Below are 13,772 nucleotides of genomic sequence, written 5' to 3' on the forward strand. Positions count from 1 at the left end.
AGCAGCGACAAGTCGCTGCTTTTCTTATTGCAATCCTGGCTATTTAAAGGATTCAGGCCGGGAGTAGGCCCAGACGCTTAGAGGCTCAGGCTGACACCGACAAAGAAGGCACGGCCTTGCAGTATCATATCGCTGTTGGTGTCTTCCTCGGCCGGTTGCTCATCGGTAAAGTTGGTTACCCCGGCGCGTAGTTTCAGGTGATCGTTCACCCGATAACTGCTGCCGATATCGAAGCGACTGTAGCCATCCTGACGCACGGCACTGCTATCCAGATATGAACCGAAATAGTTACCGGCAACATACAGCTGCCAATCGTCGGTGAGATACCAATCCAGTTGCACATTGGCACTCTGGCGAGGACGACCAGTGAGTTCATCACCGTCACCTGTCTCGGTATCGAGATAACTGTAGTTTGCCTTGAGGCCGAGATCCGCCGTGATATCCACGCTGGCGGTCAGCTCTACCCCTTGCAAAGTCACCTTGGATTCGTTGTAGTAAGTACGGGTTGGGCTGGAACCATCCCAAGCCGAAACCGTGATCAGATCTTCCACCTTGTTATGGAACAAGGTTGCAGACAGCTCATAGGAAGGCTGACTCCACAAGGCTGCCAGCTCATAGTTGACACTGGTTTCGGGCTCAAGATCTGCATTGCCCACTACAGTACAAGCGCCGCGGCAACTGACTGAAGAGAAAGTCGGAGATGATTCAAACAGTGCCGGAGCCCTGAATGCCGTGCCGACACCACCTTTGAGCACCAGTGCATCCGAAGCACGGTAAACCAGATACGCCCTGGGGCTGAAATGGCTGCCGTACTTTTCGTTGTCTTCGTAGCGGCCGCCGAGGGTCAGGGTGAAATCATCCAGGAAATCGAACTGATCCTGAATAAACAGCGAGTATTGTTCAACACTGTCACCACCGGTAAGCGGATATTGCACAGGATCGTCGACTTCAGTTTCAAAGTACTCGGCGCCGACTGTCCAGTCCTGCTGCCACAGGTTAAAGAAGGCCGAGCCTCTGAAGGTAGTGTTTTTCTCTTCGATGTCGCGTCCCAAAGGGGGCTGCAGCGAATAGCGGCTGTTGTAGTCGTAGATATCCGACTTTTCCAGGTTGGCCAAAAGCTCGGTGCCACCCCAGCTCCACTCGCCTCTGTGAGTCAAAGCAAAGGTGTTGCGCTCTATCTTCTGCTCACGTTTTGAATTGGCAGCAAAAGTGGTCAAGGGCACCTTGTCATTATCGTATTGATAATCCAAGTCCAGCGATTGATTGTCTGCCAACTGCCAGGTGAGCGAGCCATAGAGCTTGCGGGTCTTGCGCTCTTCTATGGTGTCCTGATTCGGGGTCAGTTCGGGCATCAACCAGGCGTCCTGCTCGGCCACCTCTGCGGTGAACATCAGCCCCAGATTATCTGTGAGTTTGCCCGAGCCAAACAGGTTGGTACGACTGCGATCACCGCCCTCGCCGTCCTGCATCCAACTGTACTCGCTGTCGAGTACCAGTTGCCAGTCATCATCTGGCGCCTTGGTGATCACGTTGATGACCCCGCCAACCGCATCTGAACCATAGAGAGCCGACATGGGGCCGCGGACAATCTCCACCCGGGAGATGGCGTCGATGGGGATAGCGGTCAAGTCAAAGTTACCGCCGCGCCACAGACCATTGGAAGAAGAAACCCGCTTGCCGTTGATCAACATCAGTACATAGTCTTCATCCATACCACGGATATAGATGCTGTTTCGGCCCGAGTCGTTGGTCACTACATTCACGCCGACACTGTTTCTCAGCACATCCCCCAGATCTTTGACCGGCATCAGCTTAATCGCTTCGGCATCGATCACCGAGATTGAGGCAGGTGCAGTGCTGAGTTGCTGATCCTTGGCACTGGCAGTAACGACCATATGCTCCATTTCACCTTCATCTGCCTTGGTATAACCACTGACAGCCATGGCGACCAGGCTCAAGGTAAGCAGTTTGCGGCACTTATCCAGTTTCATTCTATTCCCCCGATTATCGCGGCGACGATTGCGCCTTGTAAGTTGTTGCTTTTGGGTAAATCCAGGTAAAGCCCCTGGTTCCATGGCGCGAAAAAGTAGCATAATCTTTACAACATATAAATGATATTGGTTATCATTTACAATATAATGACGCGAATGTGAGCCAGGCCACTCAAAAGCCCATCAGGGCTGAATTTCAAGCTGAAAATGTCACCTTTACCGAGTAAAAATTTCCATGAAAAAATCACTGTTTATCCCTCTGACGCTATTGTTCGGTCTGCTGGTAGGCTGCAGCGCCCAAAGCCTGGATAAAGAAGCCGCCGGGAAACAACAGCGACTGACGCTGAACTCCAATATATTGGGAGAATCGCGGGAAGTATTGCTGCGTCTTCCCAAACACTGGGACGCCAGGCACAGCAAGAGCTTTGCCCGTTATGTGATCCTGGATGCCGAGCAGCAGTTTGAGCATCTTACACCCATGCTGGACTATCTGGCTTCCGGGGTTAATCCTGCGATACCTGAAGGCGTCATAGTCGGCATCATCAACCGTAACCGTATTCGTGACTTCACGCCGGTGAAACTGGAAACACTACCCGGTGGTAGACCCGCAGGGCCGCTTTATCAGCAATCGGGCAATGCCGGCGCTTTTCTCGACTTTCTCAATCAGGAACTTCACCCCTGGCTGAATGCCAGGCTTGGGCAGCCCGGCCCTACTGTGCTTATCGGTCACTCTTTTGGGGGCTTGTTGGCACTGGAGGCGCTGCGCCGGCAACAGCCTATGTTCAATGCTTACCTGGTGCTGGATGCCAGTCTCTGGTACGACAGCCCGACTTATGCCGATGAGCTCGAGCAGGCACTCACTCAGGGCAAGCTAACAGGCAAGCCCCTGTACATGGCGATCAGTAACCAGGCCACCACCCCAGGACTTGGCCGCAATGACTACCACAAACAGCGAAATCTGGCGCTGGCCAAACATCTGTCGGCGCTGCCGTCTCAGCAACTTATATTTCACAGCGAGTTCTTCAGTGACGAAGATCATCACTCCCTGCCTCACATAGGTGTCTATCAAGGTATTCGCTGGCTGATGCACTCGCAACAGTTGGATATATTCGCCGAGGATTTCAGCGTGACTGAAGTGGTCAGTCGCTTCACGCGCTTGAGCGAGAGCCAGGGTATTGAAATCAAGCCTCAGCATCATGCACTCAAAGGCTTGCAGCGCCAGGCACAAAGACAAAAGCTTGCTCAACAGCAGCGGATATTGACCCAGCTTATCGAGCATTATTACCCCGGCTCCGCCCTCGAATGACTCATCCGTAATTCAATGGCAACAAAAAAAGCGGCAACCCTGAGGTTGCCGCTTTTTCAAGATTTGAGCTGCCTGGCTGAGGCTTAATCCAAAAACGCTTCTTCGTCTTTCTCTACCGGAAGTGATTCAATCACTTCATCCTGCAGTTGGTAGTAAGCATCTTGGTACTCATGAATTTCCATAACAACTCCAGTCTATTCTGTAGGGTACAGGGCGTATCTTTTTCTTGGATTCCTGTTAAGTTCAGGTCCCGACGACACTTTATGCCCGATTCCGGCTTTTCGGAGCCCTGGGTGTTTCCCCTAAGGCGGCGCCAGTATAACAGGGCCCGAGAAAGAATTACAGAAAACTTTCACTTTCGTTACCATAAACTGGTGAAACCACCTTAAAAAGCTCAAATACCCACCAGTTGTGTAGGAAGCACTGAAAGACTTTCAGTTTGATATACCCCCGGGTTCTGAGGCGAAATTTTTTAAACACATTGGGTCTAGCGGCGGGCGCTGCAACTGCTATTGCTTAAAGGAGGCCTCCCCGGCCCGTAAATCAGCAAGAGGACGACGCCATGAATCATATTGTCGACTTTGAAGCACGAACCCTCGCCACCCTGCTGGCCAGTGGCGATATATTGGGAATGCGCATGTTTATGGAAAGGATGCAGATGCCCTTGGATGTCCAGGACAGGCTACTGCATCAGGCATCCGGCTTGAGCAGTTTTGATGTTGAAGGCATAGCCGCCCTGTTGGAAGAAGGCGGCCAATCCCTGATCTCTGAACGCCTCAGTTATTGAGTATCCGAGCCCGGTTCTCCCTCATAGCGATACAGCAACACTTTCAATGCCCTGTCAGGAGCCCGGTCTGCAAAGGCCGGTGGGTTATCCAGCTGCTTAACAAACTCAAGTTCTGGTGCAGCGTCACTGACCTGGCTCTGCAAAAAGGCTCTGTCCAGCTCAGGCGCATTGAGACAGAGCAACAGCTCGGCGCCTGGGTTCAAGAGTTGCGGCAGATGACGCAGCAATCGCAGATAATCTTTGGTTGCCACAAAGCTGCCCTTTTGGTTGCTGGGCGGATCGACAATCAGCAAGTCATAGGGCCCGAGTTTTTTAAGTTTGCCCCAGGACTTGAAGATATCATGCCCCAGAAAGCGGGCGCCGGCAGTAAGCCCATTGAGCAAATGGTTTTGCTTGCCGATGGCGAGCGCCCCTTTACTCATATCCATATTGACCACTTCATCGGCGCCGCCCTTGAGGGCCGCCACCGAAAACGCACAGGTATAGGCAAACAGATTCAGTACTTTCCGCTGAGCACTGTTGGCCATCACCCACTCGCGGCCGTTTCGCATGTCCAGGAACAAACCATGATTCTGGCCCCGTAACAGATGCAATTGATAACGGCAGCCAAGCTCGCTGGCCAGATGTGGCTCGGGTATCTCGCCGGCAATGAGCTCGGTGCGGGTCTGCCCGGCGGCGCGGTATTGATAGACAAGATTCAGGGCCAGCCCCAAGGCTTGCCAGCGTAATTGCAGACGCTCGGTAACCAGCGCCAGCTCTTCCGGCGTCAGTGGTTTAAAGGCGGTCAGCAACACCACAGGTGCAAACCAATCCAAGCATAAGTGCTCGCTGCCTGGATAACGGCCACCGCGACCATGAAACAAACGGCCACACTCATCGCCTGGTATCAGGTCTGTGATGGCTTCCAAAAATAACTGCATGAAATCCTCAACCTCTTATTTCTGCCTTTATTCGGCATCGGATGCCGCTTCTTTATCGGCATTTTCCCGCACGGCAATACTGGCATCGTCCGAGAGCAAGATTGCCAGCCAACTGCCACTCTGGCTCGATTCCAGAGCTATCTTGACTATCATGGTGAGCGGCACGGACAGCAACATGCCGACCGAGCCCAAGAGCCAGCCCCAGAAGATCAACGACAGGAATACCACCAGGGTGGACAGCCCGAGGCCGCGCCCCATGAATCTGGGTTCTACCAGATTGCCCATTACCATATTGGTTGCCAGATACAGGGCGGCAACGGCGCCGGCACCCGCTGTGCCCAACTGCACAAAGGCCAGCAGCACAGCCGGGATGGCGGCGATGATAGAACCGATATTGGGAATATAGTTAAACAAAAAAGCCACTACGCCCCAGAGCAACGCATAATCCACCCCCATCAGCGCCAGACCGACACCAACAATAACACCGGTTGCCAGGCTGACCAGGGTCTTGATCACCATGTATTGGTTCACTGATTGCAAGAAGCGCTCAATCTGGGATAAACGCATCTCGGGGTCATCCAGCGCCAGATGCACCTTGCGCGGCAAAGATTGTGCCTCAAACAGCATAAAGACTATGGTCAGCACTATCAGAAACAGGTTGGCCATGACATTACCCACGCCGGAAAGCGTATTGGTGGTCAAAGACAAGGCCATGCCGGGGTCCAGATAGGCCAGCACCTTCTCTTTGGAGATGTGAATATTCAGCTCCTTGAGCTTATCCAATATCCAGGCAAATTGCTCCACCAACTGCGCCCGGTATTGAGGCAATTGCTGGGAAAACTCATTGATGGAACTGCCCACCACAGAGGCCAGCCAAAGCCCAAGTAACAAAATGATCGCCACCAACACAAATACAGCCAGGGCTCGGGGCACGCGGTAACGACTCAAGGCATTGATGGCCGGGCTGCAGATAACCGCAATAAAGGCTGACAACACAAAAGGCACCACTATGGCGCTGGCGGCCTTAATTCCCGCCAGCACTATGACCAGGCAGGCCATGACAGCAAATCCTTTCAGCGCCATGGACGGACGATAGGCTGATGACATAATTGAAATTCCTTGTTGATCTCTGTCACAATCAGCCGTTGCATCAACAACAAAAAGTAGTGACATGATGAAACCCGAATTAGCTATTATACGCATTAAAAACCTGCGCTTGCGCACTTTTATCGGTATCAAGGAAGAGGAAATCAACAATCGCCAGGATGTGATCATCAATGTCTGCATCCATTACTGTGCCGACAAGGCGCGTAGAAGTGATGACATGGAGCACGCACTCAATTATCGCACCATCACCAAGGCGATCATTAACCTGGTGGAAGACAACCGCTTCTCCTTGCTTGAGCACCTCACAGGGAAAGTACTGGAAATTGCCAGCGAGCATGAATGGGTAGAGTACGCCAGCGTGGAAATCGACAAGCCCCATGCCTTGAGGTATGCCGACTCGGTTTCACTGCAACTGAGCTACCGTAAGCCGGTGTAAGTCAGTCTATACTCTGGAGAAACCTTCAGTGATTCAGGGAGAAAGCATGAATATTTTGCTCACAGGTGCAACCGGGTTTGTCGGTTCAGAACTGGCGCAGCGGCTGGCAAAACGCCATAGGCTGACTATTTTGAGCCGCAACCCCGCGGCGGCCGAGCAAAAGCTGGCGCTGGCACAAACCCGTTACATAGATTCGCTGCAAACACCCGGACTGCTTGAGGAGATAGATGCCATCATCAACCTCGCCGGTGAACCCATAGTTGCCAAACGCTGGAGCGATGAGCAGAAACAGCGGATCTGCCACAGCCGCTGGGATATCACAGAGCAGTTGGCCACGCTTGTCCGCAACAGCCAAAAGAAACCCCAAGTCTTTCTCAGCGCCTCGGCGGTGGGTTTTTACGGGCGTCAGGGGCCGGAACCCATAGACGAAAACGCCACGCCCCATGATGAGTTCAGCCACAGGGTCTGTGCCCAATGGGAGCAAAAAGCCCTGGCGGTTGCCGATCTCACTCGGGTTTGTATCTTTCGTATCGGCATAGTGCTTGGCAAAGATGGCGGCGCCTTGGCCAAAATGCTGCCAGCCTTCAAACTGGGCCTTGGCGGCCCGATTGGCCATGGTCGTCAGGGAATGAGCTGGATAATGCGCGAAGACTTGCTGCGCCTTATTGAATTTCTGCTGGAAACTGAAGCCTGCCGCGGCATATACAATGCCACTGCGCCTCAGCCTGTCAGCAATCGTGACTTCAGCAAGGCCCTCGGCAAAGCGCTGCACCGCCCCGCTTGTCTGCCGGCACCGGCATTGGCCCTGCAACTGGCCATGGGTGAGATGTCGACCCTGCTGACCGAGGGTCAGTTTGTATTACCGGTTCATGCCCAGGCCGACGGCTTTGAATTCAACTATCCGGAAATCAACCACGCCATGAGGACCTTATTCGATAACGACTAAAAGGTGTGAATAAGTCCCCGTGGTACTCTGACTGCGAGCAATGGCGCTGACCAGGTTTATTGCCGGCATAAGCCTGCCATCCGGGGACCAGCGTCCTGTATCGACTTTCGGCGTGACATTGGCGTCATTTCAATCTCCTCTGACGCTCAAATTTGTTATCGAAGCATCCCAACTTAATGGCAATTCGGTTTATACTCTTGATCCTGCTAATCGTTCTTTCGGGAGAAAACCAATGAAAATCAGTGCACGTAATTGTCTTGGCGGCACCATCAAAGCCATCGAAGAAGGCTCTGTAAACAACGAAGTCACCATTGAACTGGCTCCGGGTGTCGAATTGACTTCCGTAGTCACCAAGGCCTCCTGTGAGCGTTTGGGGCTTAAAGTGGGTGACAGTGCATATGCACTGATCAAAGCCAGCAGCGTGATGCTGGGTGTGGACGAGTAATAGATGAGCAGCGCCGCAAGGCGCTGCTTTTTTAGTTATGCATAAGGACATCAGTTGGGCCGAAGTGCTGGGCCCGGAAAAACAACAAGCCTACTTTCGGGATACTCTGGCCTATATCGACGCCGAGCGCGCCCGGGGAAAGACTATCTATCCTCCCAAAAACGATACCTTCAACGCCTTGCGTTATACACCACTATCGGCAGTCAAAGTGGTGATCCTGGGGCAAGACCCTTATCATGGTCCAGGGCAGGCCCACGGCCTGTGCTTCTCAGTGCCCAAAGGGGTGATGCCACCGCCATCATTGCAGAACATGTTTCAGGAGCTGGCCAATACAGTCCCAGGCTTCAGCTATCCAAGCCATGGCAATCTTTGCAGCTGGGCCAGTCAGGGCGTGTTGCTGCTCAATACTGTGCTCAGTGTCGAACGTGGTCAGGCACATTCCCACGCCCATCTCGGCTGGGAGCAGTTTACCGATAGAGTGATAGAGGCCATAGATAAATACACGGAAGGCGTGGTGTTTCTGCTTTGGGGTAAGCATGCCGGGCTCAAGGCCCAGCGGGTTGACGGCAACAAACACCTTATCTTAAAGGCCCCTCACCCATCACCGCTCTCGGCTCATAGAGGATTCTTTGGCTGCAATCATTTCAATCAGGCCAACGATTACCTCATAGCCAAAGGCAAGCCTCCCATAGACTGGCGCTTGCCGGATTAACCCGTTTTATCCGCAAGTTCCAGCAGCCAAGTTAACCGCTGGACATAAACGCTGGAGATAAAAAACCGGTCGCTTGGACCGGTTTTTTAACTTTAAATCAATGAGTCAAGTTACTCATCACCTTCTGGATAAATGATCTCGGCCTTGGCCTTCAGCATATCGATAACGGCGCGATAGTCATTCTCACCAAACTGGCTGTTGAGACGTTGCTTGATGGCCGCGACCTGATCGGCAGGTGCGCTTTCAGTGTCATGGATTGCATCCAGTACCACTACCGCATAACCGGTTGCCAGAGACACGGTATCAACACTCAAGCCTTCTTTAGCCTTGGCCATCTGGAATGCCTTACTCACCAAAGCGGAATCTACATCCTGGGTGAAACGTCCCAGGTTGGCGCGGCTTTGCAGCGCAATGTCGGCATTGCCTTCTTTGAGCTTGACCATGTATTCCTGTGCCTTGTCACGGGCAATCTCATTGGCTTTTTGCTGTTTGAGACGTGCTTCAATGGCAGGCTTAACCTCGGCGAATTCTAGCGTACCGGCTTGCTGATGCTCTTTAACGCGAACAACTACGACATGGTTGCGATCCACTTCAAGCAGCTCACTGTTCATGCCCCCCAGTACATCACTTGAGAAGGCAGCCTTGGACAGCTCAGGCTTATCGAAAGGTGCGGGCGCGTTGTCACGGCCAAACAGTCGGGTAGTCTTGATCTCTGCACCAACGGCCTTGGCCGCTTCCTGCAAGTTATCAGGAATTTCATAGCTGGTATCGGCCAGTTTCTGCTGCAGGCCATAGAACTGTTTTACAGCTTCTTCCTGCTTGATCTGCTCGACTATCTTGTCTTTCACTTCAGCGAAAGGCGCAGTTTGACCGCTCTGAATATCCAGCAGTTTGATGATATGGAAACCGAAAGGTGTCTTGACCACTTTAGAGATATCACCCTTGTTCAGTGCAAACAGGGCTTCATCGAAAGCGGGATCCATCACACCAGGCTCAAACCAACCCAATTCGCCCCCCTTCTCACCGCTCAGGGTATCCTGGGAATCAGACTTGGCCAGCGCAGCAAAATCGGCGCCGTTTTCCAGTTGCTTATGGATATCCTCGGCCTTGGCTTCGGCATTGTCGGTCGAGGCGTCAATCAGAATATGGGCTGCCAAACGCTTTTCTGCGGTCTGGTATTGATTCTGATGCTCATCATAGTAAGTCTTGGCTAGCTCGTCACTGACCTCGATACCATCGACCAGATCTTTGGCGTTAAGCTCGATATATTCCAAGCTGACCATCTCCGGACGTTCAAATTGAGCCGGATTGGTGTCGTAGAATGACTTGGCTTCCTCTTCGGTCACTGTCGCTTGGCCCAGGAAAGGCTCGGCATCAACCAAGAGATAGCGAATATCACGGGTTTGTCCCTGCAGCTTGGCCAAAGATTCTGCCTCACCATTGAGAACAAACTCACTGCCAATCAAGGCGCTGATCAGCTGACGACGAGTCATGTCCACCCGCATGCTTTCACGGAAAGCAGCTTGCTGATAGCCCAATTGGCGCAGAATGGCCTCGAAGCGATCATTGTCGAACTTGCCTTCAGTCTGGAAAGCAGGCTCTTGTCTAATTGCTTCTATGATTTGGGCATTGGACACTCTCAAGCCCATTTCAGCGGCAGCTTGATCCAGCAACTTTTGCGCTACCAGACGTTCAAGCACGCCTTTTTTGATACTGGCCAGGTAAGCATCATTAGCCGCCAGGGCGTCAAACATCTCACCCAGCTGTTGTTCCAGACGGGCTCGCTCGCTTTGATAGGCCTGGTCCAGTTCGGTTGTGGAAATCTCTTCACCATTGACTGTGGCGGCCGGAGCCACTGAGGAGGAACCCAGGTAACTGCTTACACCAGCAAATGCAAAGGAAAGTATCACCAGTACCAAAATACCTTTGGCAATTACGCCCTGTGACCCTTCGCGAATCTTCTCTAACATCAGACGTCTCGCTTATGCGATTAATAGTAAAAAAAAGGCGCATCTCTTGTGGGATGCGCCTATCTGTAACATGAATGGAGTCTGCAGACGCTACTTCAGCTTATCCTCACACTCCGAAACGTCGGTTAACCCGGCGCTTCCCAATCCGTAAAAAGCACTGCCAGGCAGTGCTTAGTCTTTACGAAAGCCCTACAAAGGCTGCGATGTTAATTAGTTAACAGCGTCTTTCAGAGCTTTACCTGCTTTGAATGCAGGGATCTTAGCTGCAGCGATTTTGATCTCTTTCCCGGTCTGTGGGTTACGACCAGTACGCTCAGCGCGCTCACGCACTTCAAAAGTACCGAAACCAACAAGAGAAATTTTGTCGCCTTCTTTCAGACCATCAGTCACAGCTGCGATGAAAGAATCCAGTGCACGGCCGGCAGCGGCTTTAGAAATGTCAGCACCAGAAGCGATTTTCTCGATTAGTTCAGATTTGTTCATGTCATCCCCTTGAATGTAGTTTTCGCGCCGCAACCAAATCCTTCTCTAGAGCGGTCTGCGGAGGCTTTTATAACAAGCTTGATACCAAAGTTCAAGCTCAGTTGGAAAACCAAAGAATTTAAATTGGATACAGCTCAAAGCCAGTTGCCCCAAGGGCTTGGCACAACTGGCTCTCCACAGACCTAGGCTACCACAGGTCTGGGTTTTGTTAAGCCCCTTTTTTCACTTTTTTTAGTGGCATAGGACATTTTCTTGCGTTAGCCCAAATTTTTAACCACTTCAAAGCCCTCGACTGGTCGCTCAAGCGCCAGTTGCAGTACTTCATCTATCCAGCGCACCGGACGAATATCCAAGTCTGCCACTACGTTAGCCGGAATTTCTTCCAGATCCCGTTCGTTCTCCTTGGGTATCAACACCAGTTTGATACCACCGCGGTGGGCCGCCAGCAGTTTTTCTTTCAGGCCACCGATTGGCAGCACCTCGCCTCTGAGGGTAATTTCGCCTGTCATGGCAACTTCACCCTTGACCGGGTTACCCGTCAGGCTGGAAACCAACGCGGTACACATGGCGGCACCGGCTGATGGACCATCTTTCGGAGTTGCCCCTTCGGGTACGTGCACATGGATATCACGCTTCTCGTAGAAGTCAGGGTTGATCCCCAACTGCTCGGCGCGCGCCCGAACCACTGTCATTGCGGCCTGGATAGACTCCTGCATCACATCACCCAAAGAACCTGTATAGGTGAGCTTGCCCTTACCGGCCACTGAGGTGGCTTCAATGGTCAGCAAGTCACCGCCCACTTCGGTCCAGGCCAAACCTGTCACCTGACCAATCTGATTCTTGGACTCTGCCTTGCCATAGTCAAAGCGCTGTACCCCCAGGAACGACTTGAGGTTGTCCTGATTGACATCCACGTGCTTGGTGTCTTTCTCCAGCATGATCTGCTTGACCACTTTACGGCAAATCTTCGACAGCTCACGCTCCAGCGCCCGCACCCCGGCTTCGCGGGTGTAATAACGGATCACCCCGAGAATGGCACTGTCATCGACGGTGATTTCATTCTTCTTCAGGCCGTTACGCTCAATCTGTTTCGGCAGCAAGTGCTGCTTGGCAATATTGAGTTTCTCATCTTCGGTGTAACCGCTAAGACGGATGACTTCCATCCGATCCAACAAGGGGCCCGGAATATTCATCGAGTTGGAGGTGGCCACAAACATCACATCGGACAGATCGTAATCCACTTCCAGGTAGTGATCGTTAAAGGTCGCGTTTTGCTCTGGATCCAACACCTCCAGCAGAGCTGAGGCCGGATCGCCGCGCATGTCCGAACTCATTTTGTCGATTTCATCGAGCAGGAACAGCGGATTCTTCACCCCGACTTTGGCCATCTTCTGGATAATCTTGCCCGGCATAGAACCTATATAGGTCCGACGGTGACCACGGATTTCCGCTTCATCACGCACACCGCCCAACGCTACCCGCACATATTTACGGCCGGTCGCCTTGGCAATAGATTGCCCCAGGGATGTCTTACCTACCCCAGGCGGGCCAACCAGACACAGGATAGGCCCCTTGAGCTGTTTCACCCGGCTCTGTACCGCCAGATACTCAAGGATACGTTCCTTAACCTTCTCCAGGCCATAGTGATCTGTATCCAGCACCTGTTCCGCCTTGGAGAGATCACGCTTAATCTTGGAGCGCTGTTTCCAGGGCACAGAGGTCATCCAGTCAACATAACTGCGCACCACAGTGGCTTCGGCCGACATGGGTGACATCATTCTCAGCTTGTTGAGTTCGGCAGACGCCTTGTCTTTGGCCTCTTCCGGCATGCCAGCTTCTTCAATCTTACGGCTCAGACTTTCAAATTCGTCGTGGCCTTCATCGAGATCGCCAAGCTCCTTCTGGATAGCCTTCATCTGCTCGTTGAGATAGTACTCACGCTGGCTCTTTTCCATCTGCTTTTTGACCCGGGAGCGGATACGCTTTTCAACCTGCAGCAGGTCGATTTCCGCTTCCATCATAGCCATCAGATACTCGAGCCGCTCACCGACCTTGACCATCTCCAGCACAGACTGTTTGTCTGCCAGCTTGAGAGGCATATGGGCTGCCATGGTGTCGGCCAGCCTGTCGGCTTCTTCGATACCTGTGAGCGAAGTGAGCACCTCGGGAGGAATTTTCTTGTTCAGCTTGATATAGCCTTCAAACTGACTGATAGCGCTACGAACCAGCACCTCTTCTTCCCTGTCGTCCAAGGCTTCGGACTCCAGGTAGTGTGCGGTAGCAACAAAGAACTCTTCTTCCTGGGTATAGCGTTCGATGCGGGCGCGCTTGCCGCCTTCGACCAATACCTTGACTGTGCCATCGGGCAGCTTCAGCAGCTGCAAAATAGAAGCGACTGTACCTACGTCGAAAATATCGTCTATGCCAGGCTCGTCCAGATCCGCATCCCGCTGCGCCACAAGAATGATCTGTTTATCCTGCGCCATGGCAGTTTCCAAACAACGGATGGACTTTTCACGTCCTACGAATAACGGAATTACCATATGGGGATAGACCACCACGTCTCTCAGTGGCAGCACGGGCAATTCGATTCGCGCTTCACGCTCTAGGGTCATAGTTCGATTCCGTTTCAGTTAAAGATTACAGAGAGTATATTGGGACGCTTTCCC

The 13,772-nt window shown here is 52.5% G+C and carries 12 protein-coding genes; 6 read left to right on the plus strand and 6 right to left on the minus strand.

Annotated features, from left to right (window positions below; translation table 11 throughout):
* Positions 1-77 precede the first annotated feature (77 nt).
* Positions 78-1,991 (minus strand): TonB-dependent receptor domain-containing protein, encoded by a 1,914-nt coding sequence (locus ACF8D4_RS16710; RefSeq protein WP_335922307.1) that lies wholly within the window; start codon positions 1,989-1,991, stop codon positions 78-80.
* Positions 1,992-2,226: 235 nt separating this feature from the next.
* Between ACF8D4_RS16710 and ACF8D4_RS16715 the strand changes: the two genes are divergently transcribed.
* Together ACF8D4_RS16715 and ACF8D4_RS16720 are read left to right on the plus strand one after the other, a co-directional pair.
* The gene (locus tag ACF8D4_RS16715; RefSeq protein WP_392468859.1) at positions 2,227-3,297 is read left to right on the plus strand and encodes an alpha/beta hydrolase; all 1,071 of its coding nucleotides are present in this window, start codon (positions 2,227-2,229) and stop codon (positions 3,295-3,297) included.
* 562 nt (positions 3,298-3,859) lie between these two features.
* Positions 3,860-4,084: a hypothetical protein gene (locus ACF8D4_RS16720; RefSeq protein WP_025886758.1), complete on the plus strand. Its 225-nt coding sequence runs from the start codon at positions 3,860-3,862 to the stop codon at positions 4,082-4,084.
* Here ACF8D4_RS16720 and ACF8D4_RS16725 read toward each other — a convergent pair.
* Positions 4,078-5,004: a class I SAM-dependent methyltransferase gene (locus ACF8D4_RS16725; RefSeq protein ID WP_392468861.1), complete on the minus strand. Its 927-nt coding sequence runs from the start codon at positions 5,002-5,004 to the stop codon at positions 4,078-4,080. The two genes, ACF8D4_RS16720 and ACF8D4_RS16725, sit on opposite strands and share 7 nt — an antisense overlap.
* Before the next feature lie 27 nt (positions 5,005-5,031).
* Positions 5,032-6,111, minus strand: a complete 1,080-nt coding sequence (locus ACF8D4_RS16730; protein WP_109247639.1) for an AI-2E family transporter — start codon at positions 6,109-6,111, stop codon at positions 5,032-5,034.
* A 67-nt stretch (positions 6,112-6,178) separates the two neighbouring features.
* On the opposite strand from ACF8D4_RS16730, the gene folX reads away from it, so the two are divergent.
* The 4 genes from folX (at position 6,179) to ung (ending at position 8,650) form a co-directional block, all read left to right on the plus strand.
* Positions 6,179-6,547: a dihydroneopterin triphosphate 2'-epimerase gene (folX, locus tag ACF8D4_RS16735; RefSeq protein ID WP_208126154.1), complete on the plus strand. Its 369-nt coding sequence runs from the start codon at positions 6,179-6,181 to the stop codon at positions 6,545-6,547.
* Between the two features lie 46 nt (positions 6,548-6,593).
* Positions 6,594-7,493 carry a TIGR01777 family oxidoreductase gene (locus ACF8D4_RS16740; RefSeq protein ID WP_144132151.1) on the plus strand — a complete coding sequence of 300 codons (900 nt, stop codon included), beginning with the start codon at positions 6,594-6,596 and terminating at the stop codon, positions 7,491-7,493.
* A 232-nt stretch (positions 7,494-7,725) separates the two neighbouring features.
* Positions 7,726-7,938: a molybdopterin-binding protein gene (locus ACF8D4_RS16745; RefSeq protein ID WP_025010701.1), complete on the plus strand. Its 213-nt coding sequence runs from the start codon at positions 7,726-7,728 to the stop codon at positions 7,936-7,938.
* Positions 7,939-7,975: 37 nt separating this feature from the next.
* Positions 7,976-8,650, plus strand: coding sequence for a uracil-DNA glycosylase (ung, locus tag ACF8D4_RS16750; protein WP_392468865.1), 675 nt, complete (start codon positions 7,976-7,978; stop codon positions 8,648-8,650).
* 110 nt (positions 8,651-8,760) lie between these two features.
* Here the strand turns inward: ung and ACF8D4_RS16755 are convergent, their stop codons facing one another.
* The 3 genes from ACF8D4_RS16755 to lon all read right to left on the minus strand — a co-directional run bounded on the left by ACF8D4_RS16755 (position 8,761) and on the right by lon (position 13,718).
* Positions 8,761-10,620 carry a SurA N-terminal domain-containing protein gene (locus ACF8D4_RS16755; RefSeq protein WP_144160449.1) on the minus strand — a complete coding sequence of 620 codons (1,860 nt, stop codon included), beginning with the start codon at positions 10,618-10,620 and terminating at the stop codon, positions 8,761-8,763.
* A 210-nt stretch (positions 10,621-10,830) separates the two neighbouring features.
* Positions 10,831-11,103: a nucleoid-associated protein HU-beta gene (gene hupB / locus ACF8D4_RS16760; protein WP_025010704.1), complete on the minus strand. Its 273-nt coding sequence runs from the start codon at positions 11,101-11,103 to the stop codon at positions 10,831-10,833.
* A gap of 257 nt (positions 11,104-11,360) precedes the next feature.
* Entirely contained in the window at positions 11,361-13,718 is a 2,358-nt protein-coding gene (gene lon, locus ACF8D4_RS16765; protein ID WP_025886755.1) for an endopeptidase La, read from the minus strand.
* Between the last annotated feature and the right edge of the window lie 54 nt (positions 13,719-13,772).

The sequence above is a fragment of the Shewanella sp. YQ_9 genome (assembly GCF_043103185.1).
In the GTDB taxonomy this organism is placed as follows: domain Bacteria; phylum Pseudomonadota; class Gammaproteobacteria; order Enterobacterales; family Shewanellaceae; genus Shewanella; species Shewanella algae.

What these genes read in the sequence shown, in the direction of transcription:
- ACF8D4_RS16710 (WP_335922307.1), bottom strand. Translation starts at nt 1,991, where the DNA reads ATGAAACTGGATAAGTGCCGCAAACTGCTTACCTTGAGCCTGGTCGCC.
- ACF8D4_RS16715 (WP_392468859.1), top strand. Translation starts at nt 2,227, where the DNA reads ATGAAAAAATCACTGTTTATCCCTCTGACGCTATTGTTCGGTCTGCTG.
- ACF8D4_RS16720 (WP_025886758.1), top strand. Translation starts at nt 3,860, where the DNA reads ATGAATCATATTGTCGACTTTGAAGCACGAACCCTCGCCACCCTGCTG.
- ACF8D4_RS16725 (WP_392468861.1), bottom strand. Translation starts at nt 5,004, where the DNA reads ATGCAGTTATTTTTGGAAGCCATCACAGACCTGATACCAGGCGATGAG.
- ACF8D4_RS16730 (WP_109247639.1), bottom strand. Translation starts at nt 6,111, where the DNA reads ATGTCATCAGCCTATCGTCCGTCCATGGCGCTGAAAGGATTTGCTGTC.
- folX (WP_208126154.1), top strand. Translation starts at nt 6,179, where the DNA reads ATGAAACCCGAATTAGCTATTATACGCATTAAAAACCTGCGCTTGCGC.
- ACF8D4_RS16740 (WP_144132151.1), top strand. Translation starts at nt 6,594, where the DNA reads ATGAATATTTTGCTCACAGGTGCAACCGGGTTTGTCGGTTCAGAACTG.
- ACF8D4_RS16745 (WP_025010701.1), top strand. Translation starts at nt 7,726, where the DNA reads ATGAAAATCAGTGCACGTAATTGTCTTGGCGGCACCATCAAAGCCATC.
- ung (WP_392468865.1), top strand. Translation starts at nt 7,976, where the DNA reads ATGCATAAGGACATCAGTTGGGCCGAAGTGCTGGGCCCGGAAAAACAA.
- ACF8D4_RS16755 (WP_144160449.1), bottom strand. Translation starts at nt 10,620, where the DNA reads ATGTTAGAGAAGATTCGCGAAGGGTCACAGGGCGTAATTGCCAAAGGT.
- hupB (WP_025010704.1), bottom strand. Translation starts at nt 11,103, where the DNA reads ATGAACAAATCTGAACTAATCGAGAAAATCGCTTCTGGTGCTGACATT.
- lon (WP_025886755.1), bottom strand. Translation starts at nt 13,718, where the DNA reads ATGACCCTAGAGCGTGAAGCGCGAATCGAATTGCCCGTGCTGCCACTG.